We start from the raw sequence: 24,599 nt of genomic DNA on the forward strand, positions 1-24,599 counted from the left end.
TTGAAATTTGGTTGATGCTAATTTTAAAAATAATCAAAAGTGTGGGGGTGTCTAATGTGAATAATGAATATCCATATAGTGCTGATGAGGTATTATCCAAAGCGAAATCATATCTTTCTAAAGAAGATTATCAATATGTATTAAAAAGCTATCACCTTGCTTATGAGGCGCACGAAGGTCAATTTCGTAAAAATGGACTACCCTATATTATGCATCCCATTCAAGTGGCAGGTATCTTAACAGAAATGCATTTAGATGGACCTACTATTGTAGCAGGATTTCTACATGATGTTATAGAAGATACACCTTATACATTTGATGATGTTAAAGGTATGTTTAACGAGGAAATTGCAGTTATCGTTGAGGGTGTAACTAAATTAAAAAAAGTGAAATATCGTTCTAAAGAAGAACAACAAGCAGAAAATCATAGAAAACTATTTATTGCTATTGCAAAAGACGTCCGTGTTATTTTAGTGAAATTGGCCGATCGTCTTCATAATATGAGAACCTTAAAAGCAATGAAGAGAGAAAAGCAAATTAGAATTTCAAAAGAAACATTAGAAATTTATGCGCCATTAGCACATCGTTTAGGTATCAATACAATCAAATGGGAATTAGAAGATACATCATTGAGATACATTGATAGCGTTCAATACTTCAGAATTGTAAATCTGATGAAAAAGAAACGTAGTGAACGAGAAGAATATATACAAAATGCAATTGAAAATATTCAAGAAGATATGTCTTCTATGAAAATTCAAGGTGACATCAGTGGTCGACCTAAACATATTTATAGTATATATAGAAAAATGGTTAAGCAAAAAAAACAATTTGATCAAATCTTTGATTTATTGGCGATTAGAGTAATTGTGAATTCAATAAATGATTGTTACGCAATATTAGGTTTAGTACATACATTATGGAAGCCGATGCCAGGTCGTTTTAAAGACTATATTGCAATGCCGAAACAAAATATGTATCAGTCATTACATACTACTGTCGTTGGTCCGAATGGTGATCCATTAGAAATACAAATTCGTACGTTTGAAATGCATGAAATTGCTGAACACGGGGTTGCAGCACATTGGGCATATAAAGAAGGTAAGAAAGTCACTGAAAAAAATCAGACTTTCAACAAAAAATTAAACTGGCTTAAAGAATTAGCTGAAACAGACAGTACTACTTCTGATGCTGAAGAATTTATGGAAACACTAAAGTTTGATTTACAAAGTGATAAAGTATATGCATTTACACCGGAAAGTGATGTAATTGAATTACCTTATGGTGCTGTACCGATTGACTTTGCGTATGCTATACATAGTGAAGTTGGTAATAAGATGATTGGAGCAAAAGTAAACGGTAAAATAGAGCCTATCGATTATGTTCTACAGACAGGTGATATCGTTGAAATACGGACAAGTAAACATTCTTATGGTCCAAGTAGAGATTGGTTGAAAATTGTTAAATCATCAAGTGCAAAGAGTAAGATACGTAGCTTCTTCAAGAAACAAGACCGTTCATCGAATATTGAAAAAGGTAAGTTTATGATTGAAGCGGAAATCAAAGATCATGGGTATCGAGTTGATGATGTACTTACAGATGAAAATATCGAAATAGTTAATGATAAATATAATTTTGCTAATGACGAAGACTTATTTGCAGCAGTTGGTTTTGGTGGCGTAACAGCATTACAAATTGTAAATAAGTTAACTGAGAAGCAACGCATTTTAGATAAACAAAAAGCGTTAAACGAGGCACAAGAAATTACAAAATCGGTTCCAATTAAAGATGATATTACAACGGATAGCGGCGTATATGTCGAAGGTATTGAAAATGTACTTATCAAACTGTCAAAATGTTGTAATCCAATACCTGGAGATGATATTGTTGGATATATCACTAAAGGTCATGGCATTAAAGTACATAGAACAGATTGCCCGAATATTAAAAACGAGCATGACCGTTTAATTCATGTTGAATGGGTACGTTCAAAGGATTCTACACAACGATACCAAGTAGATTTAGAAGTATCTGCATATGACCGCAATGGTTTGTTGAATGAAGTATTACAAGCAGTGAATTCTACGCAAAGTAATTTGGTGAAAGTGTCAGGACGCTCAGATGTGGATAAAAATGCCATAATCAATATCAGTGTTATGGTGAAAAACGTTAATGAAGTATATCAAGTAGTGGATAAGATTAAACAACTTGGTGATGTATATACAGTAACTAGAGTTTGGAATTAGAGGTGCAACATAAATGAAAATAGTGGTTCAAAGAGTAAAGGAAGCTTCGGTTTCTAATGAAACAATAGATAATCAGATTAAACAAGGCTATTGTTTACTTGTTGGTATCGGCAGCGAATCCACAGATGAAGATATAGCTACCTTAGCTAAAAAAATAGTGAATGCAAGGCTATTTGAAGACGAGCAAGGTAAGTTGAATTTAAATATTCAACAAATTGGTGGTGAAATCTTGTCTATTTCTCAATTTACATTGTATGCGGATGTTAGAAAAGGTAATAGGCCAGGTTTTTCTAAGTCTATGCCACCAGAACAAGCAAATGAATTCTATGAAAAGTTTAATGACGCATTGCGTTCTTATGGTGTCAAAGTATTGACGGGTGAATTTGGTACAGACATGCTCGTTAATATTGCAAATGATGGCCCTGTAACGATTATATATGAAAGTCAGGATGGCAAAATCATATGAAAAAATTCAATACTTGGTTAGAAAATAATAATCTCAGAAATATTCCCACACTAATTGTCGTAGTAGCATTTATTATCTTTATTTTTATGATCATTTCTTTCTTAAATCATAATAGTGAAGATAGCAGTACAATCTATGTTACAGAAGATGCAGAATTAAGAACCGGTCCGAGTTCAGTGTACCCGGTGATTGATCCTATTCATAAAGGACAAAACTTCCATAAAATTAATAAAACAGGTAAGTGGATTCAAGTTGAATCTAACAATGGTAAAAAGAAAGGTTGGGTTGCAGGTTGGCATACGAATTTAGATATTCAAGCAGATGCCAACCCTAATGCTAAACCTTTAAAAGATAAAACAATTGTACTTGACCCTGGTCACGGTGGTAGTGATCAGGGGGCTTCAAGTAATACAAAAAAGCATAGTAAGGAAAAAGTGTATACCTTAAAAACTGCAAAAGAGTTAAAGACCTTATTAGAAAAAGAAGGTGCAGTTGTCAATATGACACGTGAATCTGATGTTTACGTAAGTCTAGATGATAGAAATATCAAAGGGGACGCATATATTAGCATACATAATGATTCACTTAAATCATCTAAAGCAAATGGTAGTACCGTGTACTGGTATAAGGATAACCAAGAAGCTTTAGCAGAAACAATCAGTGCAAGTCTGCAGAAGAAAGCTTTATTGACAAATAAAGGCGCAAGACAAGAGAATTACCAAGTATTGAGACAAACGAATGTACCTGCTGTATTGTTAGAATTAGGATATATAAGCAATCCAACTGATGAAGATATGATACAAGATGAATTACATCGTCATGTAGTAGAGAAAGCAGTTGTTGATGGTTTGAAATCTTATTTCTCTCAATAAAAAAGGTTGCATAATGATAATAAAGTCGTTATTATTGAATATGAATTCTATATTAAAACCGATATCATTCTTGAAATTACTAAACGAAAGAGACAACATTTTTAAAATGCGTAGAGACATAATTCGTGGCTGGAAAATTATGCTGAGTAATTTAGTAATTTAACACAAGAAGAGGTGCTTTATTGTATAAAGCCGTGTAACGAACGTTATTTCGTTTAAAGTGGGTTGTAATTTTTTACAATCAATTAGGGTGGCAACACGGAGAAAATCGTCCCTTGTATGACAGCAATGTCATGCAAGGGATTTTTTTATTGCTAAAAAGGAGAGATTCTATGATAAATATACCTAGAGGTACTCAAGATATATTACCAGAAGAAACAAAAAAATGGCGTTACATTGAGAGTAAATTAAATGAATTAATGGAATTTTATAATTATCAAGAAATAAGAACACCTATTTTTGAAAGCACAGAATTATTTGCACGAGGTGTAGGTGGTTCAACAGATGTTGTTCAAAAAGAAATGTATACATTTCTTGATAAAGGCGATAGAAGTATGACATTACGACCAGAAGGAACAGCAGCAGTGGTGCGCTCTTATATTGAAAATAAAATGCAAGGTATACCAAATCAACCAATCAAGTTGTATTATAACGGCCCTATGTTTCGTTATGAACGTAAGCAAAAAGGACGTTATCGACAATTTACGCAATTTGGTGTAGAAGCAATTGGTGCAGAGAACCCAGCAATTGATGCTGAAGTATTAGCGATGGTGATGCACATCTATGAAACGTTTGGATTAAAGCATTTGAAATTGGTAATTAATAGTATTGGCGATATAGATTCACGTAAGGAATATAACGAAGCATTGGTTAAGCATTTCGAACCTGTAATTGATACATTTTGTAGTGATTGTCAGTCAAGATTGCATACTAATCCAATGCGTATCTTAGATTGTAAAGTGGATCGTGATAAGGAAGCTGTGAAAACAGCACCTAGAATCACTGAGTATTTAAATGAAACATCAAAAAATTATTTTGATGATGTTAAACAACACTTGGATGATTTAGAGATACCGTATGTTGAAGATCCAAATCTTGTTCGTGGTTTAGATTACTATACACATACTGCATTTGAATTGATGATTGATAATCCTAATTATGATGGCGCGATTACTACATTGTGTGGTGGTGGTCGTTATAATGGATTATTAGAATTATTAGATGGCCCAAGTCAAACAGGTATCGGTTTTGCATTGAGTATAGAACGCCTATTACTTGCATTAGAAGAAGAAGATATAGAACTAGATGTAGAAAAGGAATTTGATTTATTCATTGTTACTATGGGCGAACAAGCTGATCGCTATGCCGTTAAACTATTGAATGATCTACGTAGACATGGTGTAAGTGCAGACAAAGATTATTTAAGCAGAAAATTAAAAGGGCAAATGAAACAAGCTGATCGTTTAAATGCAAATTATACAATTGTGATTGGTGAGCAAGAACTTGAAAATAATAAAATAAATATAAAAAATATGCAATCTGGTGAAACAGAAGAGATAGGTTTATCAGAAATCGTAAGCTATTTCAAAAAATAAGGAGAAGATGAAATGACAAAACGTACAACATATTGTGGTCTTATTACAGAGTCACATTTGGAAGAAGAAGTAGTATTAAAAGGTTGGGTACACAACCGTAGAGATTTAGGTGGATTAATTTTCATAGACTTGCGTGATAGAGAAGGCTATGTGCAAATCGTATTTAACCCAGATTTTTCAGAAGAAGCTTTACATGTTGCTGAAACAGTACGTTCAGAATATATCATTGAAGTAAGAGGTACTGTTAAAAAACGTGATGCAGAAACTGTGAACCCTAAAATTGCAACTGGTCAAGTTGAAGTTCAAGTATCAGACATTCAGATAATAAATAAAGCAGAAACACCTCCATTTGCTTTAAATGAAGAAAATCAAAACGTTGATGAAAATATTCGTCTGAAGTATAGATATTTAGATCTTAGAAGACAAGAATTAGCACAAACATTTAAAATGCGTCACCAAACAACACGCTCAATCAGACAATATTTAGATCAAACTGGATTTTATGACATTGAAACACCAGTGTTAACAAAATCAACGCCTGAAGGTGCACGTGACTATCTTGTACCTTCTCGAGTACACGATGGTGAGTTTTATGCATTGCCACAATCACCACAGATATTCAAACAATTGTTAATGATTAGTGGCTTCGATAAATACTATCAAATTGTTAAATGTTTCCGTGATGAAGACTTACGTGCTGACAGACAACCAGAATTTACTCAAGTAGATATCGAAATGAGTTTTGTTGATCAAGAAGATGTTATGGATATGGGCGAAGAAATGTTACAAAAAGTTGTAAATGATGTAAAAGATATTGAAGTACCACGCCCATTCCCTAGAATGACATACAATGAGGCGATGGAACGTTATGGCTCAGATAAACCAGATACACGTTTTGACATGGAATTAATTAATGTTTCAGTACTTGGCGAAATTATGGATTTCAAAGTATTTAAAGATACAGTGAATAATAATGGACAAGTTAAGGCTATTGTTGCTAAAGGTGCATCAGATCATTATACAAGAAAAGATATCGATGCATTAACTGAATTTGTTTCAATCTACGGTGCAAAAGGATTAGCTTGGGTTAAAGTTGTTGAAGAAGGTCTAAACGGTCCGATTGCCAAATTCTTTGAAGATGATCATGTTGCTAAATTACAAGAATTAACAGGCGCTGAGCCAGGTGATTTAGTATTATTTGTAGCAGATAAACCAAGTGTTGTTGCACAGAGTTTAGGTGCATTGAGACTAAAATTAGCTAAAGAGTTAGATTTAATTGATGAATCAAAATTAAACTTCTTATGGGTAACTGACTGGCCATTATTAGAATATGATGAAGATGCAAAACGCTATGCAGCAGCACATCATCCATTTACAGCACCTAAGCAAGAAGACATTGCTAAATTAGATACTGAACCTGAAAATGTGCAAGCTAATGCTTATGATATTGTCTTAAATGGATATGAATTAGGTGGTGGATCTATCAGAATTCATAATGGAGAACTTCAACAAAAAATGTTTGAAGTCCTTGGTTTCACGCCTGAACAAGCGAGAGAACAATTTGGTTTCTTAATTGATGCATTCAATTATGGTGCGCCACCACATGGCGGTATTGCATTAGGATTAGACCGATTAGTTATGTTGCTAACTGGTCGTACGAATCTACGCGATACAATTGCATTCCCTAAAACTGCTTCAGCATCATGTTTATTAACTGATGCACCTAGTGAGGTTTCAGAAAATCAACTTGAAGAATTATCATTACGTATCCGCCATTAATTTATAAGTATTTAATAGGAGTCTTTATTCTTGCTTATTTGAAATAATATGGTATGATATGTCCATAAGATAGTCATCTGTAGTGTTCGTATGTTTGCTTTTTATTTGGGCCTAACACTCTTTGATCAGGGAGCCTAATGGGTTTTCTTGCAGCGCACACGCCTCTCAAGGAGGACTTGCAACACAAGAAACAGGGCACCCACCTGTTTAGAACAGGCCGAATGATCAAGCACTTTATAACTACGGCACAGACGGACTCTATCGGTACGCAAGACTTCGGTCTTGCGTATTTTTTTGCATTTAATTCAAACTAACAAATAAAATTATTGATACTTTATTTTTAAAATGAAAAATTTGTGACATGATATAATAATAATTAAGTTTTAATATTTAAATAAGGAGTATGAAAATGAAACATCAATTTTCACGAAATGAATTGGCATATGGTCAAGAAGGTTTAGATTTATTAAAAGATAAAACTGTCGTTGTATTGGGCGTAGGCGGCGTTGGTTCATTTGCTGCAGAAGCTTTAGCAAGAACAAATATAGGTCATATCATCTTGATAGATAAAGATGATGTTGATATTACAAATGTAAATCGACAATTGCATGCCTTGACCTCTACAATTGGACAAAGTAAAGTTACTTTAATGGAGGAGCGAATAAAATTAATCAATCCTGAATGTAAGGTTACATCTTTGCATATGTTTTATACTGAAGAAACTTATGAAGATTTATTTAATAATTATGATATTGATTATTTTGTCGATGCAAGTGATACCATTATTTATAAAGTCCATCTTATGAAAGAATGCTTAGAAAGAGGGATTAAGGTCATTTCTAGTATGGGAGCAGCAAATAAGACAGACCCTACACGATTCCAAATTGCTGATATTTCTAAAACTTATATGGACCCTATGGCAAAAATCATAAGACAAAAATTAAAAAAATCTGGAATTAAAAAGGGAATTCCAGTAGTATTTTCTGATGAAAGTCCAATTGTTATTAGAGAAGACGTAAAAGAAACAGTTGGTGATGCAAATGCTGCTACAAGAAAAGGTCAAATGCCACCTTCATCAAATGCATTTGTGCCAAGTGTAGTGGGATTGATATGTGCAAGTTATGTTGTTAATGATATATTAAAGGATATTTCTGTTACTCGAATTAAAGATAGAAAACAATAATTACGCTGTTTTTTATAGTTATAGAGAGCCTGAGACATAAATCATCATTCTCAAAATAAGAGAGCTAAACCGTAAATAATTATGGATTAGCTCTCTTTTATATATAATACTTTTGGAATTTGAATGTGCATGTTTGCCTGTCGATATCATTCGAGTTTATATTCTATCATGTATACTACTATTGCTACTTTAATACACTACAAAAACCTTAATTATTTAGAAAAAATTAGGCGTTTTCATAAAATGAAATGGTTACTACGTATATTTAAAACCACAATGATTTGTAAAATATTATGGCGAGGTTCCTGAGTATGCAATGCTAGCTGAAGTCCAAGATTGAAACGCCATCTTAGAAAAGCGAGACAAGAATATGAAATATTGTAAATATAAAGCCAGCAAATGCCTATAAAAGCATTTACTGGTTATCTTTCTAAGGATTTCATTCTGGAGTCTTTATAAGATGGTTATCCATATTATTGTGATTAAAAAACAGTAAAATATGGAATGTGTGTGAGTATTTATTAATATATATTACTTTATTTCAATTTATTCTGAGATTCTAATATATTATCATATATTGTTTTAAATTGTAGCTCTGTTTTAGAAGTTGTTTTTGGTTGATAATATATACTATTTTTTAATTTTGAAGGTAGATATTGTTGTGGTACAAAACCATTATCATAACTATGTGGATATTTATAATCTATTGCTCTACCTAGTTCTTTAGCACCTGCATAATGTCCATCTCTTAAATGGTCTGGTATTTGTCCTATTTTTCCTTTTCTTATATCTGATAAAGCGGCATCTATGGCTGAGATACCAGAATTTGATTTAGGGGAAAGACAAAGTTCGATCACTGCTTGACTCAAAGGTATACGTGCCTCTGGAAACCCTAAACGTTCTGCAGATTCTATAGCTGCTAATGTTCTTTGTCCAGCACTAGGTGAGGCAAGTCCTATATCTTCATATGATATTACGAGTAATCGGCGAACAATTGTTGGCAAATCTCCAGCTTCAATCAATCTGGCTAAATAATGTAATGCTGCATTAACATCGCTACCTCGGATTGATTTTTGGAACGCGCTCATAACATCATAATGCATATCACCATCTTTATCACTAACAAAGGCACCTTTTTGTAGGCAATCTTTAGCATCTTGCAAAGTGATTTCACGATTTCCTGATTCATTTACGTCAGAACTTAATACTGCTAATTCTAATGCATTTAATGCACTTCTTACGTCACCTTGACTTTGTGTAGAGAAATAAGTCATTGCTTCTTCATGTACAATCGGTTTGTACTGAGCTAAACCGCGTTCAGTGTCATCGATAGCACGTGTTAACGATAGCTTAATATCATCATCATTAAGTGGGTATAACTCGAATATTTGCGCACGTGAACGAATTGCAGGATTAATAGCATGATATGGATTTGAAGTAGTTGCACCAATAAGTACTATTTTCCCGTTTTCTAAATGAGGTAATAAAAAATCTTGTTTTGCTTTATCTAATCTATGAATTTCATCCAATAGTAATATGACTTGACCTGACATTTTAGCTTCCTCAACAATGAGTTGCATATCTTTTTTAGTGTTTGTAACGGCATTTAACTGACGGAATTTAAATTGCGTACTGCCAGAAATTGCTTTTGCAATACTTGTCTTACCTATACCTGGTGGGCCGTAGAATATCATTGATGATAATCGCTTGGTCTCGACCATTCTTCTAATAATTCCTTTCGGACCAACTAAATGTTGTTGAGATATAATTTCATCTATATTATTAGGTCTCATTCTTGAAGCGAGTGGTTCGTTTGTCAAAATCTTTCACACCTTTCTGATTCTATATTACCGTAAAAAATGATAGAATGTTAATATATAGTATTCGAATTAAGTGAGGTTATATAATGAAAATTTCAACAAAAGGAAGATATGGATTAACACTAATGATATCCTTAGCCAAAAAGCAAGGTCAAGGATGTGTTTCTTTAAAATCTATTGCAGAAGAAAATAATTTAAGTGATTTATATCTAGAACAATTGGTGGGTCCATTAAGAAATGCTGGATTAATTCGAAGTGTTCGTGGTGCCAAAGGCGGCTATCAATTAAGAGTTTCGGCAGAAGAAATTACAGCAGGGGACATTATTCGTTTATTAGAGGGTCCTATCACGTTTGTAGAGAGTATTGAATCTGAGCCACCTGCACAAAAGCAACTTTGGATTCGTATGAGAGACGCAGTCAGAGAAGTATTAGATAATACAACATTAAAATATTTAGCTGATTATAAAGAAACTAATAACTTAGATGGCTATATGTTTTATATTTAATAAAAGCACGCTACAATTTATTTGAACGCTTTTATTAGATATTGAATTTAAAATATACTCAAAGTGATGGATATACTAAAAAATTAAAATTAAATGTTTAATAAATGATTTAGTGTGGTATATACCACATATGTACATCGCTAAGGAGGTTTTTTGAATGGCTGATGAAAGCAAAATTGAACAAGCCAAAGGCAATGTTAAAGAAACTGTTGGTAATGTTACCGACAATAAAGATTTAGAAAATGAAGGTAAAGACGACAAAAAGTCTGGCAAAGCCAAAGAAGTCGTTGAAAATGCAAAACAAAAAGCAAATGAAGCTATTGATAAATTTAAAAAATAAATTTTTAGATAACTTTTAATTTAAATTTCGAAAGGGGAACATTACCATGGCTGAAAATTTCTTAAATAAAGCGAAAGAAGCTGCTAAAAACGTATCTGATAAGTTAAAAGACTCAGATAATGAAAAAGCAAAACAAGCATCAGAACAAATTGATAAATTCACTGGTGGCAGTGATGATAATAAAGATAAAGACAACGAAAAATAAGTTGTTCATTTAAATTTTTAGACTGTCGATAAAGATTATAACTTTATCGGCAGTTTTTTTGATGAATGATATATGAGATAACACTTTTTTGACCTTAAAGTATATATTTTTCATTATATTTGGTACGAACGTAGATAAAATAATAAATGAAATTAAAAAAGTATATAGAACATAATTTTTAGGAAAGCAACCAGTAATTGAATTATGTTATTTATTTACAACACATCGCAAATTATGATGATTTTAAATTTATGTAAAAATTATTTTATTATACTAAGAGTCCTTATTTTTAAAACATTTTAATGTAAAGTTACATATTGATATGACATATTTTAACCAGACACTTGAGGGAACAGAACAAGCTAAAGATTACTAGCTTAACTTATCTCTTAAAGAAGCGAGCGAACAATACGAAGTATGGTATGAAAAGAAGCACTCGGATGAATTGAAAAAATTCTTCTGAGTGCTATTTTTATGAGATTTATATCCCAGTCTCTTATTTTAAGGATGGAGGATTGTGTCAAAATCTCTTTTGAAATTATTGATTATTAGTAAAATGATTATCAAAGATATGTTTAAGCTTCTTATATGATTCTAATTGTGCATCTTGATCATAAACGTAGCTGATGGCCATTAATTCATCGATTTCACCATATACTTGTATAAATGCTTCTAATTTTTGTTTTACTGTTTCTTCAGAACCGATTAATGATTGATTTAGTCTTTGTTGAGCCATTTCAAATTCTCTAGGTGTTAACAAACCTTTCAAGTCATCAGTTGGTGGTTGTACAGGTTGCATTTTACCTCTAGTGATACTAACCATGACTTGTGCTTGAGTAGAAGCAAGGTAATATGCTTGTTCATCTGTATCTGCAACAATTGCATTTAAACAAACAATCATATAAGGTTCTTGCAATACATCAGAAGGTTCAAATAATTCTTTATAGATTGACATTGCTTCTTTCATTTGTTGAGGTGCAAAGTGTCCAGCGAATACATAAGGCAATCCTTTTCTAGCAGCTAAATGTGCAGAATCGGTAGATGAACCTAAAATATAAAGTGGTACATTTTTATTTACTGCTGGATATGCTCTAACATAAGATTGTTGATTACTTGGGCCGAAATAAGTTGCTAATTGTTCTACCTCTTCTGGAAATTCGTAAACGCCATTATGTTGATCTCTTCTTAATGCACTGGCAGTCATCATATCTGTCCCTGGTGCACGTCCTAATCCTAAGTCAACACGATTAGGAAAGACTGTTTCCATTGTGCCAAATTGTTCAGCTACTATTAATGGTGCATGATTTGGTAGCATAATACCACCAGAACCAACTCTTATTTTAGACGTATGTTCTAAGGTATGTTGAATTAATAATGCAGTTGCTGAGCTAACTAAATTTGGTGCATTGTGGTGTTCGGCAATCCAATAACGATTATAATCCAATTCTTCAAGATTTTGAGCTAGTTTAACCATATCTTTGATAGCATCTTTATCTTCTTGACCTTCTCGTATAGGTACTAGGTTTAATGCAGAGAGTTTTACATCTTTCATTTCTTTATTTCCTCCTCGATGTTTCTAATATAAAGAAGTATAACAGTCGTTTTTAAACTTGCGTAAAATATTGCTCACTGTTATACTATATCCAAATTAAAACGTTAGGTGGCTTAAATTAAGACAATGGATAAAACTCATAAGATAAACAAATTAAAAAGCAAAGCAAATATAAAATTATGGGATATGTCTATGTCTTAAACAGGCTCGTTATTAACAATAACAAAATAGGTAAAGTATGCTTACTGTTGACATGTCATATCCGCGAAAGTGGGGAATTGATATGTCTTTTTATTTTACAGAAAAGCCATTTGAAAGATTTGGCAAGACTTTAATAGAAGAGGTTAGCTTAAGTGTAGAATTAGGCGAACATGTAGCGATAATTGGTGAGAATGGAATAGGTAAGTCTACATTACTAAATGCAATTTACAATAAATACATGGATTCATCATATTTGATGGATCAAGAATTAACAAAATACAATGATCAAGTAGCATTAAATTTTATTATGTCGTGGTACCCAGAGTTATTAGCCATTAAAAATGCTATGGAAACAGATTATGAAAAAATAGGTGACTATATAGAACGTAATGGTTATGAAATTGAAGAAAAAATAATCGTACAAGCAAAGCAATTCAATTTGACAGAGTCAGATTTAAATAAGAAGATGGCACAGCTAAGTGGCGGCCAGCAAACTAAAGTAGCTCTAATTCGAGCTATGATTTCAGATAGAAGTTTAATAATTTTAGACGAACCAACCAATCATCTAGACAAAGAAATGATTGATATTATAGTGGATTATATAAAGCGAGCAAAGCAAAGTATGGTATTTGTGTCGCATCATAGAGGATTTATTGACGAAACAGCAACTCATATTATTGAAATCACACAACAAGGTACGAGAAAATTCACCGGTAATTATAGTCAATATAAATCAATTATAGATTTGGAAAGAGAGACACAAAAAAGAATATACGAGAAAAAACAAAAAGAAATAAAAGCATTAGAAGCAACCGTAGATAGAGTTAAAAATTGGCATCAATCTGCCAACCAATCTGCAAGTGTTCGAAATCCAATAGAACAAAAGCGACTAAGTAAATTAGCCCAAAAAGCAAAAGTGAAAGAATCACAAATTAATCAAAAAGTCGATAAAATTACAGTACAAGAACCTAAAGTGGATGAACGCCATTTTCATTTTGATAATCAAAAAGTTCTTAATAAAAAATATTTAATGCATTTAAATAACTTCAGTGTAACTATGGATAGTAAAAGTATTTTTCAAAATGCTAATTTTGAAATCAAAGATAATGAGAATATTATATTAACTGGTCCAAATGGTTCTGGAAAATCATTGTTAATTTCAATAATCAAGCAATCTATAGTACCAGATAAAGGCGAAGTGTATATCACACCTTCTTTGAATATAGCTTATTTTGATCAAAAAAATGATAATTTAGCGTATGATAGTACGGCAATATCAATGTTATTGCATATGGACGGTATGACACGTAGTCAAGCCCAAACAATCTTGGCATCATTTGGGTTTGATAATCAAAAAATAAATTTACCTATTTCTCAATTATCCATGGGAGAGAAAAGTAGATTACAGTTTGTAATATTGTATTTTTCAAACCCGCATTTATTAATATTAGACGAACCAACTAATTATTTTGATATTGCTACACAAGATTTGATATTACAAATGCTAAAGCAATTTTCAGGACAGGTTATGATTGTGACACATGATGATTATTTAAAATCACAAATTACTGCGACGCAATGGACAATTGAAAATAAAAAATTAAAGAATTTAACTTTGCATGAGAAACAATCACCAAATACAGTGGATGATACATTAAAGTTATTAGACGATTTTAAGTCAATAGATGAATTCGGCCATTTTGAAACAGACAACTAGAAAATTTATATAGATGGTGCTATCATTGGAACATTGATAAAAATTTAAGGAGTGTCAAACATGGAAGTATATGCAGACTATGCTGCAACAACCCCTGTAAAGCAAGAAGTAATTGATAAAATGATGAATATATATACTGGTCATTATGGAAATCCTTCATCGATTCATAGTTTAGGACGAGATGCACGAAAGTATTTAGATGAGGCACGTAGAAATGTAGCCAAAATTCTTGGTGCTAAGCCTAGTGAAGTTATCTTTACTAGTGGTGCAACAGAATCTAATAATACTGCGATTAAGGGTATTGCATATCAGTTGCGTGAACAAGGAAATCATATCATCACGACAAAAATTGAACATCATTCTGTGCTCCATGTATTTGAACAACTTGAACAAGAAGGGTTTGAAGTGACTTATTTAGATGTCAATAAAGAAGGTATAGTGCAATTGGATCAGTTAAAAGATGCCATCACACCTGCTACTATTCTTGTTTCAATAATGTTTGTAAATAACGAAGTAGGTACAGTTCAGCCAATGTATGATATAGATGCTATTGTTGCAGAGTCTAATGCATTACTCCATGTTGATACAGTTCAAGCAATTGGTCATTTAGATATTAAATTCAACGAGTTTGATATTGCAGCTATGAGTATTACTGCGCATAAGTTTGGTGGCCCAAAGGGTGTAGGTGCTTTATTATTAAAAGAAAATACACCTATTCAATATTCGCAATTAGGTGGGGACCAAGAAGCTAAAAGACGTGCAGGTACGGAAAATCTTCCACAGATAGTTGGTTTTTCAGAAGCATTAACATTATCTGATAAGCAACGTGATGAGCATAATGTACACTTATTAAATTTGAAAAACTTGTTTTTCGTTTCATTACAAGAGCGATCAATACCATTTGAATATAATGGCTCAATGACTGATTCAACAGGTCATATTGTTAATTTATATTTTCCATTTATTGATGTAGAAACATTACTTACATTATTAGATTTATCGAATATATATGTTTCTTCTGGTTCCGCATGTACTGCTGGAACTACCACACCATCACATGTACTGGTTGCGATGTTTGATACAGATGAGCGAGCAAAACATTCAGTGAGATTTAGTTTTAACGAATTAACTACAGAACAAGAAGTAAAATATATAGCTACAGAAATCCATAAAATATACCATAAATTCAAGGAGGAAGTTTAGTTGTCAAATAGAGATACACGAGTTGTTGTCGGCATGTCTGGCGGCGTAGATAGTTCCGTTACTGCCCACATACTAAAAGAACAAGGTTATGACGTAATTGGCATTTTTATGAAAAATTGGGACGATACAGATGAAAATGGTTATTGTACAGCTACAGAAGATTATAATGATGTTATAGCAGTATGTAATCAAATAGGAATACCGTATTATGCAGTGAATTTTGAACAGGAATATTGGGACAAAGTATTCACATACTTTTTAGATGAATACAAAAAAGGTCGTACTCCAAATCCAGATGTTATGTGTAATAAAGAAATTAAATTCAAAGCATTTTTAGAGCATGCATTGAAATTAGGTGCAGATTATGTTGCAACAGGACATTATGCGAGAATTAAACGTCATGAAGATGGACATGTCGAAATGTTACGTGGCGTAGATAATAATAAAGATCAAACTTATTTCTTAAATCAGCTATCACAAGAACAATTATCACATGTAATGTTTCCAATTGGGGATATCGATAAAAAAGAAGTACGTAAAATTGCTGAAGAAGCAGGACTTGCTACTGCTAAGAAAAAAGATTCAACAGGTATTTGCTTTATTGGTGAACGTAATTTCAAAGAATTTTTATCACAATATTTACCTGCACAGTCTGGTGAAATGCGCACTTTAACAGGCGAAAAGGTAGGAGTTCATTCGGGATTAATGTATTATACGATAGGTCAACGACACGGTTTAGGTATTGGTGGAGATGGAGATCCTTGGTTTGTAGTTGGAAAAAACTTAGATGACAATATTTTATATGTTGAACAAGGTTTTCATCACGATGCACTATATAGTGATTATTTAATTGCATCAGACATATCATTTATAAATGATGTAGACTTAGACAATGGATTTGCATGTACTGCGAAATTTAGATATCGTCAAAAAGATACTAAAGTGTTTGTTACTAAAGAGAATGATAATTCAATTCGCGTAACATTTGATGAACCTGTAAGAGCAATTACACCAGGTCAAGCGGTTGTTTTATATGATGGTGACGTATGTCTAGGTGGGGCCACGATAGATGATGTATTTAAACAATCTGGACAGTTGAGTTATGTAGTATAATAAAGTTTGACTATCGACATTTTTTGAAAATCGCTAGTATACTATGATAAACGTAGTTTCTAGCGATTTCTTTTTGATAAAATTGATTTAAAAAATAATACGTAATGTTATAATAAAATCTCAGAAATGAGGGTTAATATGGAGCAAGAACAAATTTATGAATTAATTAAAGAAGGAAACATTGAATCGGCCTTAAAGGCGTTGTTTGAAAACATTGAAAAAAATCCAAAAGAAGTAGAAAATTATATAAACGCTGGAATTTTAATTGCAGAAGCAGGAGAAATAGAAAAAGCTGAGAAATTTTTCCAAAAGGCAATCACGTTAGATCCAGAAAATGGTGCCATTTATTATAATTTAGGTAATGTATATTATAATGAAAGTAGATTTAAAGAAGCGATTAAACTTTATCAGCAAGCACTTAAATATAATGTGGATAAAATCGATACAAATTATATGATAGGCATGTCATTTAATCATTTAGAAGCATTTAAAGAAGCAATGCCTTTTCTAATGACAGCTGCTGAATTAGATAATCGTAAAGACGTTGAAGTACAATTTCAGTATGGTCTAGTATTATGTGACTTAGAAATGTTTGAAGCGGCAATTAAACAATTACAACATGTAGTATCAATCGATGATAAACATACGGATGCATTATATAATTTAGGATTAGCTACATATATGCAAACTGAAGATACTGCTACAGCAATTGCATATTTCGAACAAGCTGTAGAAATAAATCCTGAACATTTGTTAAGTCAACATGCTTTAAAAACTTTTAAAGCAATTGCAGAGGAGGAGTAATCATGGAGGACCCTACATTATTTAATACATCGATGATTAAAGGAACTGTAGATGCTATCTTGTTTCAAAATAAGGATAACTTTTATACAGTTTTAAAGGTCGATACCATTGAAACAAATGAAACGTTTGATTCGATGCCTACAATTGTAGGGTTCTTTCCTGATATTGCTGAGGGTGATGTATATACCTTTAAGGGTCAGGTTGTTACCCATGCCAAATATGGTAAACAGTTAAAGGCAGAAACATTTGAGAAGGAATTACCACAAACTAAAGAGGCAATTATTAGTTATTTATCAAGTGACTTGTTTAAAGGAATCGGTAAAAAAACGGCACAGAGTATCGTTAATAAATTAGGGGAAAATGCAATTAACGATATTTTAAATGATCCTTCTGTATTAGAAAGTGTCCCAGGATTACCTAAAAAGAAACAAAAGCAAATTGCTGAACAAATAGCGAGTAATCAAGAAACAGAACAAATTATCATCAGACTACACGATTTAGGTTTTGGGCCAAAATTAGCAATGTCTATTTATCAAGCTTATTTAGGCGAAACCTTAACTATAGTGGAACAAAAACCTTATCAACTTGTTTACGATGTCAAAGGTATTGGATTTAATAAAGCTGATACTTTGGCGAGAAATGTTGGTATTCAATTTAATGATAGTGAACGGCTAAAAGCTGGATTACTTTATGTATTGGAAGAAGAATGTATAAAGCAAGGACACACATACTTACCTACTCAAACTGTACTTGATATGACAAGTGAAATGTTATCAAATCAACCTCAAGAAGTAATTAGTAATGAACAGTTAGAAAAGGTCATGCAACAATTAGTTGATAATGACAAATTAATACGACAAGAAAATGAAGTAGCTATTCCAAGTTTATATTATTCGGAATTAAAAAGCGTGCAAAACTTATACCGTAATTTTACTTATACCAATAAATTAAAAGAAATAGAGCAATCAGATCTGTTAATGGAAATTGGTGAAATAGAAAATCGTAATGATGTAAATTATGCCGAATCACAACGTGAGGCATTACAAACGTCTATTAATTCTAAGGTGATGTTATTAACCGGTGGTCCTGGTACAGGTAAAACAACTGTTATAAAAGGAATAGTGGAGCTTTATGCTGAAATACATGGGTTGTCGTTAGATTATGATGATTATAAAAATGATGACTTTCCGGTTGTGCTTGGTGCACCAACAGGTCGAGCTTCAAAACGATTAGCTGATGCTACTGGATTAGAAGCAATGACTATACATCGACTTATTGGTTGGAATCAGGAAACACAACCTGAGGATATATTAGATAATGAAATCTCAGCAAAACTGATTATCATTGATGAGATGTCTATGGTAGATACATGGCTTTTTCATCAATTCATGAATGCAGTTCCAATTGATGCGCAAATTGTTCTTGTAGGTGATGAAGATCAGTTACCTTCTGTAGGGCCTGGTCAAGTCTTTAAAGATTTAATTGATTCCAAAGTAATCCCCCGTGTTAATTTGACAGAAGTTTATCGTCAACAAGATGGATCTAGCATTATTGAATTAGCACACCGAATGAAATTAGGTGAATCAATTGATATTACTCAAAGATACCATGATCGAAATTTTATAAATTGTAGCACTGAACAAATTCCCAATGTTGTTGAAAAAGTAGTAGCTAGCGCCGTCAAAAAGGGATATGATATGAGCGATATTCAGGTGCTTGCACCAATGTATAAAGGCTCTGCAGGTATTAAAAAGTTAAATACGATTTTGCAATCAATTTTAAACCCTAAAAAGAATGATTCACGGGAAATTGAATTTGGTGATGTTATCTTTCGCAAGGGAGATAAGGTACTACAATTAGTGAATAGACCAAGTGACAATATCTTTAATGGCGATATAGGTATTGTAGTAGGCATTTTTTGGGCTAAAGAAAATGCATTAAATAAAGATGTATTAGTCGTTGATTTTGAAGGCAATGAAATCACATTTACAAGACAAGATTTAATGGAACTCACACATGCCTATTGTACATCCATTCATAAATCTCAAGGTTCCGAATTTCCAATCGTAATTATGCCAATGGTTAAACAGTATTTTAGAATGTTACAAAAACCTATCCTATATACAGGTCTAACGCGTGCAAAACAATCTCTTGTATTTTTGGGTGATCCCCAAGCGTTTGATATAGGCCTGAATACGCACGGACAAGTTCGATTGACTCAGTTATGTTCATTCTTGATGGAATACTTTAACAATGAATCATCCAATGATGAACAGCAAATTGTAAATGAAAAGATTGATACAGAAATCAAATTAACAGAAACAACGATGTTTAAAATTGATCCTATGATTAATATGGGGCAAATTTCGCCTTATGACTTTATAGAAGATTGACAATAGTATGGAAAATAAATACAATATAATTAAAGTTGCATAAAGATGAGTAGGCCATGTTTAACAAAAAGAGATGTACTGGTTGGTGAAAAGTACAGTAAATGTGATTGAACGCTACTTTATGTCAGTAAGTATAAGAACTAATTAAGTGATAAGTGAGAGTTAGTAATTTTATAATGATAAAATGCCATGTAGTCTTTGTTGATAAAGTGACATATATGATAAATTTGCTAATTACTTATAACTAGGGTGGTACCGCGAAACGTTCGTCCCTTATATGAGGATGGGCGTTTTTTGTTTGTAGAATTATTACTTTATGTAAAAATGAGTTTAGATGAAATGAGATGGAGGAAATTTAAGGATGAAAAATCTTAAAGCTAGTGAGATTAGACAAAGTTTCATAGATTATTTTGTTGAAAAAGGACATATGGTAGAACCTTCAGCGCCATTAGTTCCGATTGATGATGATACTTTATTATGGATTAATTCTGGTGTAGCAACTTTAAAAAAATATTTTGACGGTCGTGAAACACCTATGAAACCAAGAATTGTGAATTCACAAAAAGCAATTCGAACAAATGATATAGAAAATGTTGGTTTCACAGCTAGACACCATACGTTCTTCGAAATGTTGGGAAATTTCTCAATTGGAAATTACTTCAAAAGAGAAGCAATTGAATTTGCATGGGAATTTCTTACCAGTGAAAAATGGATGGCAATGGAACCAGAAAAATTATATGTCACTATTCATCCTGAAGATTCAGAAGCATATAAAATTTGGAATGAAGAAATTGGTTTAGAAGAAAGTAGAATTATTCGTATTGAAGGAAATTTCTGGGATATTGGTGAAGGTCCATCTGGTCCAAATACTGAAATATTTTACGATAGAGGCGAACAATTTGGTGAAAATGATCCAACTGAAGAAATGTATCCAGGTGGAGAAAATGAACGTTATTTAGAAGTATGGAACTTAGTATTTAGTGAATTTAATCATAATAAAGATCATTCGTATACACCGTTACCAAATAAAAATATTGATACTGGTATGGGGCTTGAACGAATGGCTTCAATTGCACAAAATGTGCGTACAAATTATGAAACTGATTTGTTTATGCCAATTATTAATCAAGTAGAAATAATTTCTGGTATAAAATACCTTCAAAATGAGGAAAATGATGTTGCATTTAAAGTAATTGCGGACCATATACGAACAATTGCATTTGCAATTGCTGATGGCGCATTGCCTGCAAATGAAGGTCGTGGTTATGTATTACGTAGACTACTTCGCCGTGCTGTAAGATTTAGCCAATCATTAGACATAAATGAACCATTTATGTATCGTCTCGTCGATATTGTTGCAGAAATAATGGAACCATATTATCCAAACGTACTTGAAAAATCAGATTTTATTAAGCGTGTAATTAAATCTGAAGAAGAGCGATTCCATGAAACATTGGAAGAAGGATTATCTATTTTGAATCAATTAGTTGTCGAAGCTAAACAAAGTACACAACAAATTAATGGTAAAGATGCTTTCAAACTTTATGATACTTATGGTTTCCCAATTGAACTTACAGAAGAAATTGCTCTACAAGAAAGTTTAACGGTTGATATGGAAACATTTAGTGTGGAAATGCAACAACAAAGAGATAGAGCACGTCAAGCACGTCAAAGTACACAATCTATGCAAGTTCAAAGTGAAGTACTCAAAAATATTACAACTGAAAGTTCATTTGTTGGTTACAATGTAATGGAATATTCTACAACAGTTACAGATATACTATCTGATGGTGCTCTTGTAAAAACAGCAGATGCGGGACAAACAATCCACTTTGTTTTGAAAGAAACACCTTTTTATGCTGTAAGTGGTGGACAAGTTGCGGATAAAGGCACAGTGGGAAATGAGCAATTTGAAATTACGGTTACAGAAGTTACGAAAACGCCAAATGGTCAAAATTTACACAAAGGTGAAATTCAATTTGGTCAAGTGATAGTAGGAAGTAATGTCGAAGCTAAAGTAAACCAAAAATCACGCATTGCGATAGAGAAAAATCACAGTGCTACACATTTATTACATGCTGCTCTAAAAGAAGTGTTAGGCGATCATGTTAATCAAGCTGGTTCATTAGTTGAAAGTGAACGTTTAAGATTCGACTTTTCTCATTTTGGTCCAATGACTGAAGAAGAAATTTCTAAAGTTGAGCGTCGTGTGAATGAAGAAATTTGGAATAGTATTGACGTTAATATTAAGGAAATGTCAATTTCAGATGCTAAAGCGAGGGGTGCTATGGCATTATTTGGTGAAAAATATGGTGATGTGGTACGAGTCGTTGATATGTCGCCTTATTCAATCGAATTATGTGGCGGAACGCATGTCAATAATACATCTGAAATTGGGTTATTTAAAATTGTAAGTGAATCTGGTACAGGTGCAGGAGTTAGACGTATTGAAGCTATAACTGGTAAATCTGCATTCCAATATTTAGAAGCGATACAAGAAAAATTCAATACAGTTAAAAACCTTGTCAAAGTTAAATCTGATGAACAAGTAGTTGATAAAATACAACAAATGCAAGTAGATGAAAAAGAATTAACAAAACAATTAGAACAAAGTAATAAAGAAATAACAGCATTAAAAATGGGCGATATTACTGATCAAGTAGAAGAAATTAATGGCATAAAGGTATTGGCTACTGAAGTGGAAGTTGCTAATCCTAAAGCTATTCGCGAAACGATGGATGATTTTAAATCTAAATTACAAGATACAGTTATCATTTTAATTAGTAATATTGATGGCAAAGTCTCACTCATAGCTACTGTACCAAAAGCACTTACTAGTAAAATTAAAGCTGGAGATATTATTAAAAATATGGCTCCACAAGTTGGTGGAAAAGGTGGCGGACGCCCAGATATGGCTCAGGGTGGCGGAACTGAACCTGAGAACATAACAGAATCATTACGTTTCATTAAAAATTACATTAAATCACTATAACTTAAAACCATTCTCATGTAGAATGTAACTAAGTATAGAAATAATTGCGCGATTTAAAGGAGTGTTAACAATGGAAAATTTTGATAAAACTATGAAATTTAATTATGATGAAATTCCTAAAGAAGATGTCAAAACAGTATTGCAAAATGTCTATAATACACTTGAAGAAAAAAATTACAATCCGGTAAATCAAATCGTAGGGTATCTGTTGTCAGGAGATCCTGCTTATATACCACGTCATAACGAAGCTAGAAACCAAATTCGTCGTATTGATCGTGATGATATTATGGAAGAGTTAGTTTCCAACTATTTAACTGAAAATGATAAAAATTAAATGTTAAAACATAAAATCATAGGATTAGATGTAGGAAGTAAAACTGTTGGCATTGCAATAAGTGATTTAATGGGTTGGACAGCCCAAGGATTAGATACACTCCGAATAGACGAAGCAAATGGCGATTTAGGTATAGATGCATTAGTAAAAATTATAGAAAAAGAAAAAGTTGGTTCCATAGTTATCGGATTGCCTAAAAACATGAATAATTCTATTGGATTTCGTGGCGAGGCTTCGTTACAATACAAGGAGCAACTACAAGAAGCATTGCCATCATTAGAAATAATAATGTGGGATGAACGATTAAGTACTATGGCTGCTGAACGTTCTTTGCTAGAGGCAGATGTTTCAAGACAAAAAAGAAAAAAAGTAATAGATAAAATGGCAGCAGTTTTCATCTTGCAAGGTTATTTAGATTCTATTCAATAAAAAGGAGCGTTTTATAATGACAGAACATAACGAAAATGCAGAATTACAGATTAACAACGAAGAGGAATTATTAACTTTATATGATGAAGAAGGTAATGAAGTATTATACCGTAAAGTTTTAGAATTCTTCCACCCAGAATTTAAAAAAGAATATGTTATTCTTGCAGAAGAAGGCGCAGAATCTGATGACGATGATTTAGTTGAATTAATCCCAATGATTAATGAAGCTGATGAAAATGGAGAAGGTGGGAAATTCCTACCTGTTGAAACAGATGAAGAGTGGGACATGATTGAAGAAATCGTGAATACTGAAATGGATGATCACGACCACGACCACGAGCATTAATCTAAAACAAGCAATGAGTGATAATATATTAAAAGAGATTGCGAAGGTTCAGTTCAGTACTATATAACGTTTTTGAACATATATATTGAATTACTCGTTTGTTCAAATCAATTGTTTTTTGCTCATGCTAAGAAACAGACCAAGACATTATTTATGTTTTGGTCTGTTTTTTTAGATAGAATGTTATGCATGATCAATCTCAACGCTTCATTGTTAGGGTGTATCGTTTAATAAAGTAAAAGGAACAAAAAGAGCAAAAAAAGTATAGAAATTAAAAGAGTAGTTTAAAGTCCTACCGAAACAAAGTTTATCTGCATTTATAGCTTTATAATTACAATATTGAAAAATTATAATGCGTATGATTATTAGCTTGCTATATTCGAACAATTTACACTTATAAAATCCTATAGTTTGTGGTAAAATATATAAAGTTAAATTTAAATGGGAAATGATGGACATTAGGGTTTTCATGTATATGAAAGCATATCAAATCATAAAATATC

The 24,599-nt window shown here is 32.4% G+C and carries 20 protein-coding genes and 1 other RNA gene; 19 read left to right on the plus strand and 2 right to left on the minus strand.

Annotation, left to right across the window (positions count from 1 at the left end):
• Positions 1 to 56 precede the first annotated feature (56 nt).
• The 7 genes from MHZ36_RS04470 (at position 57) to MHZ36_RS04500 (ending at position 8,141) form a co-directional block, all read left to right on the plus strand.
• Positions 57 to 2,246, plus strand: coding sequence for a RelA/SpoT family protein (locus MHZ36_RS04470; protein ID WP_239229874.1), 2,190 nt, complete (start codon positions 57 to 59; stop codon positions 2,244 to 2,246).
• A gap of 13 nt (positions 2,247 to 2,259) precedes the next feature.
• Positions 2,260 to 2,712, plus strand: a complete 453-nt coding sequence (gene dtd / locus MHZ36_RS04475) for a D-aminoacyl-tRNA deacylase (RefSeq protein ID WP_239229875.1) — start codon at positions 2,260 to 2,262, stop codon at positions 2,710 to 2,712.
• Positions 2,709 to 3,584 carry an N-acetylmuramoyl-L-alanine amidase family protein gene (locus tag MHZ36_RS04480; protein ID WP_239229876.1) on the plus strand — a complete coding sequence of 292 codons (876 nt, stop codon included), beginning with the start codon at positions 2,709 to 2,711 and terminating at the stop codon, positions 3,582 to 3,584. Before dtd ends, MHZ36_RS04480 begins: the two co-directional genes overlap by 4 nt.
• A gap of 332 nt (positions 3,585 to 3,916) precedes the next feature.
• The gene (gene hisS, locus MHZ36_RS04485) at positions 3,917 to 5,179 is read left to right on the plus strand and encodes a histidine--tRNA ligase (RefSeq protein ID WP_239229877.1); all 1,263 of its coding nucleotides are present in this window, start codon (positions 3,917 to 3,919) and stop codon (positions 5,177 to 5,179) included.
• A 12-nt stretch (positions 5,180 to 5,191) separates the two neighbouring features.
• Complete coding sequence (aspS, locus tag MHZ36_RS04490; RefSeq protein WP_239229878.1) at positions 5,192 to 6,958, plus strand: aspartate--tRNA ligase; 1,767 nt, start codon at positions 5,192 to 5,194, stop codon at positions 6,956 to 6,958.
• 71 nt (positions 6,959 to 7,029) lie between these two features.
• A non-coding RNA gene (gene ssrS, locus MHZ36_RS04495) (6S RNA) lies at positions 7,030 to 7,220 on the plus strand.
• 147 nt (positions 7,221 to 7,367) lie between these two features.
• Positions 7,368 to 8,141, plus strand: a complete 774-nt coding sequence (locus MHZ36_RS04500) for a tRNA threonylcarbamoyladenosine dehydratase (RefSeq protein ID WP_239229879.1) — start codon at positions 7,368 to 7,370, stop codon at positions 8,139 to 8,141.
• Between the two features lie 536 nt (positions 8,142 to 8,677).
• On the opposite strand, the gene MHZ36_RS04505 is transcribed toward MHZ36_RS04500, so the two are convergent.
• Positions 8,678 to 9,961: a replication-associated recombination protein A gene (locus MHZ36_RS04505; protein WP_239229880.1), complete on the minus strand. Its 1,284-nt coding sequence runs from the start codon at positions 9,959 to 9,961 to the stop codon at positions 8,678 to 8,680.
• Positions 9,962 to 10,047: 86 nt separating this feature from the next.
• On the opposite strand from MHZ36_RS04505, the gene cymR reads away from it, so the two are divergent.
• The 3 genes from cymR (at position 10,048) to MHZ36_RS04520 (ending at position 11,012) form a co-directional block, all read left to right on the plus strand.
• Positions 10,048 to 10,467: a cysteine metabolism transcriptional regulator CymR gene (gene cymR / locus MHZ36_RS04510; protein WP_042738514.1), complete on the plus strand. Its 420-nt coding sequence runs from the start codon at positions 10,048 to 10,050 to the stop codon at positions 10,465 to 10,467.
• 157 nt (positions 10,468 to 10,624) lie between these two features.
• Positions 10,625 to 10,807, plus strand: coding sequence for a CsbD family protein (locus MHZ36_RS04515; RefSeq protein WP_042738515.1), 183 nt, complete (start codon positions 10,625 to 10,627; stop codon positions 10,805 to 10,807).
• A 46-nt stretch (positions 10,808 to 10,853) separates the two neighbouring features.
• The gene (locus MHZ36_RS04520) at positions 10,854 to 11,012 is read left to right on the plus strand and encodes a hypothetical protein (protein ID WP_239229881.1); all 159 of its coding nucleotides are present in this window, start codon (positions 10,854 to 10,856) and stop codon (positions 11,010 to 11,012) included.
• 538 nt (positions 11,013 to 11,550) lie between these two features.
• Here MHZ36_RS04520 and MHZ36_RS04525 read toward each other — a convergent pair.
• Positions 11,551 to 12,564, minus strand: a complete 1,014-nt coding sequence (locus tag MHZ36_RS04525; protein ID WP_239229882.1) for an LLM class flavin-dependent oxidoreductase — start codon at positions 12,562 to 12,564, stop codon at positions 11,551 to 11,553.
• 283 nt (positions 12,565 to 12,847) lie between these two features.
• Here MHZ36_RS04525 and sal point away from each other — a divergent pair, with 283 nt between their 5' ends.
• The 9 genes from sal (at position 12,848) to MHZ36_RS04570 (ending at position 24,096) form a co-directional block, all read left to right on the plus strand.
• A complete protein-coding gene (gene sal / locus MHZ36_RS04530; RefSeq protein WP_239229883.1) occupies positions 12,848 to 14,482 on the plus strand; it encodes a Sal family ABC-F type ribosomal protection protein in 1,635 nt (544 codons plus the stop codon).
• Positions 14,483 to 14,542: 60 nt separating this feature from the next.
• Positions 14,543 to 15,685 carry a cysteine desulfurase family protein gene (locus MHZ36_RS04535; RefSeq protein WP_239229884.1) on the plus strand — a complete coding sequence of 381 codons (1,143 nt, stop codon included), beginning with the start codon at positions 14,543 to 14,545 and terminating at the stop codon, positions 15,683 to 15,685.
• The gene (gene mnmA, locus MHZ36_RS04540) at positions 15,686 to 16,798 is read left to right on the plus strand and encodes a tRNA 2-thiouridine(34) synthase MnmA (RefSeq protein ID WP_239229885.1); all 1,113 of its coding nucleotides are present in this window, start codon (positions 15,686 to 15,688) and stop codon (positions 16,796 to 16,798) included.
• Between the two features lie 138 nt (positions 16,799 to 16,936).
• Positions 16,937 to 17,602, plus strand: coding sequence for a tetratricopeptide repeat protein (locus MHZ36_RS04545; protein WP_239229886.1), 666 nt, complete (start codon positions 16,937 to 16,939; stop codon positions 17,600 to 17,602).
• A gap of 2 nt (positions 17,603 to 17,604) precedes the next feature.
• The gene (gene recD2, locus MHZ36_RS04550; protein ID WP_239229887.1) at positions 17,605 to 19,995 is read left to right on the plus strand and encodes an SF1B family DNA helicase RecD2; all 2,391 of its coding nucleotides are present in this window, start codon (positions 17,605 to 17,607) and stop codon (positions 19,993 to 19,995) included.
• Between the two features lie 361 nt (positions 19,996 to 20,356).
• Positions 20,357 to 22,987 carry an alanine--tRNA ligase gene (alaS, locus tag MHZ36_RS04555; protein WP_239229888.1) on the plus strand — a complete coding sequence of 877 codons (2,631 nt, stop codon included), beginning with the start codon at positions 20,357 to 20,359 and terminating at the stop codon, positions 22,985 to 22,987.
• Between the two features lie 70 nt (positions 22,988 to 23,057).
• Positions 23,058 to 23,321 (plus strand): IreB family regulatory phosphoprotein, encoded by a 264-nt coding sequence (locus tag MHZ36_RS04560; RefSeq protein WP_239229889.1) that lies wholly within the window; start codon positions 23,058 to 23,060, stop codon positions 23,319 to 23,321.
• Positions 23,322 to 23,750, plus strand: a complete 429-nt coding sequence (gene ruvX / locus MHZ36_RS04565; RefSeq protein ID WP_239229890.1) for a Holliday junction resolvase RuvX — start codon at positions 23,322 to 23,324, stop codon at positions 23,748 to 23,750.
• 16 nt (positions 23,751 to 23,766) lie between these two features.
• On the plus strand, positions 23,767 to 24,096 hold the full coding sequence (locus MHZ36_RS04570; protein ID WP_239229891.1) for a DUF1292 domain-containing protein: 330 nt from the start codon (positions 23,767 to 23,769) through the stop codon (positions 24,094 to 24,096).
• The last annotated feature ends 503 nt before the right edge of the window (positions 24,097 to 24,599 follow it).

The organism is Staphylococcus sp. ACRSN, assembly GCF_022346615.1.
Classification (GTDB): Bacteria; Bacillota; Bacilli; order Staphylococcales; family Staphylococcaceae; genus Staphylococcus.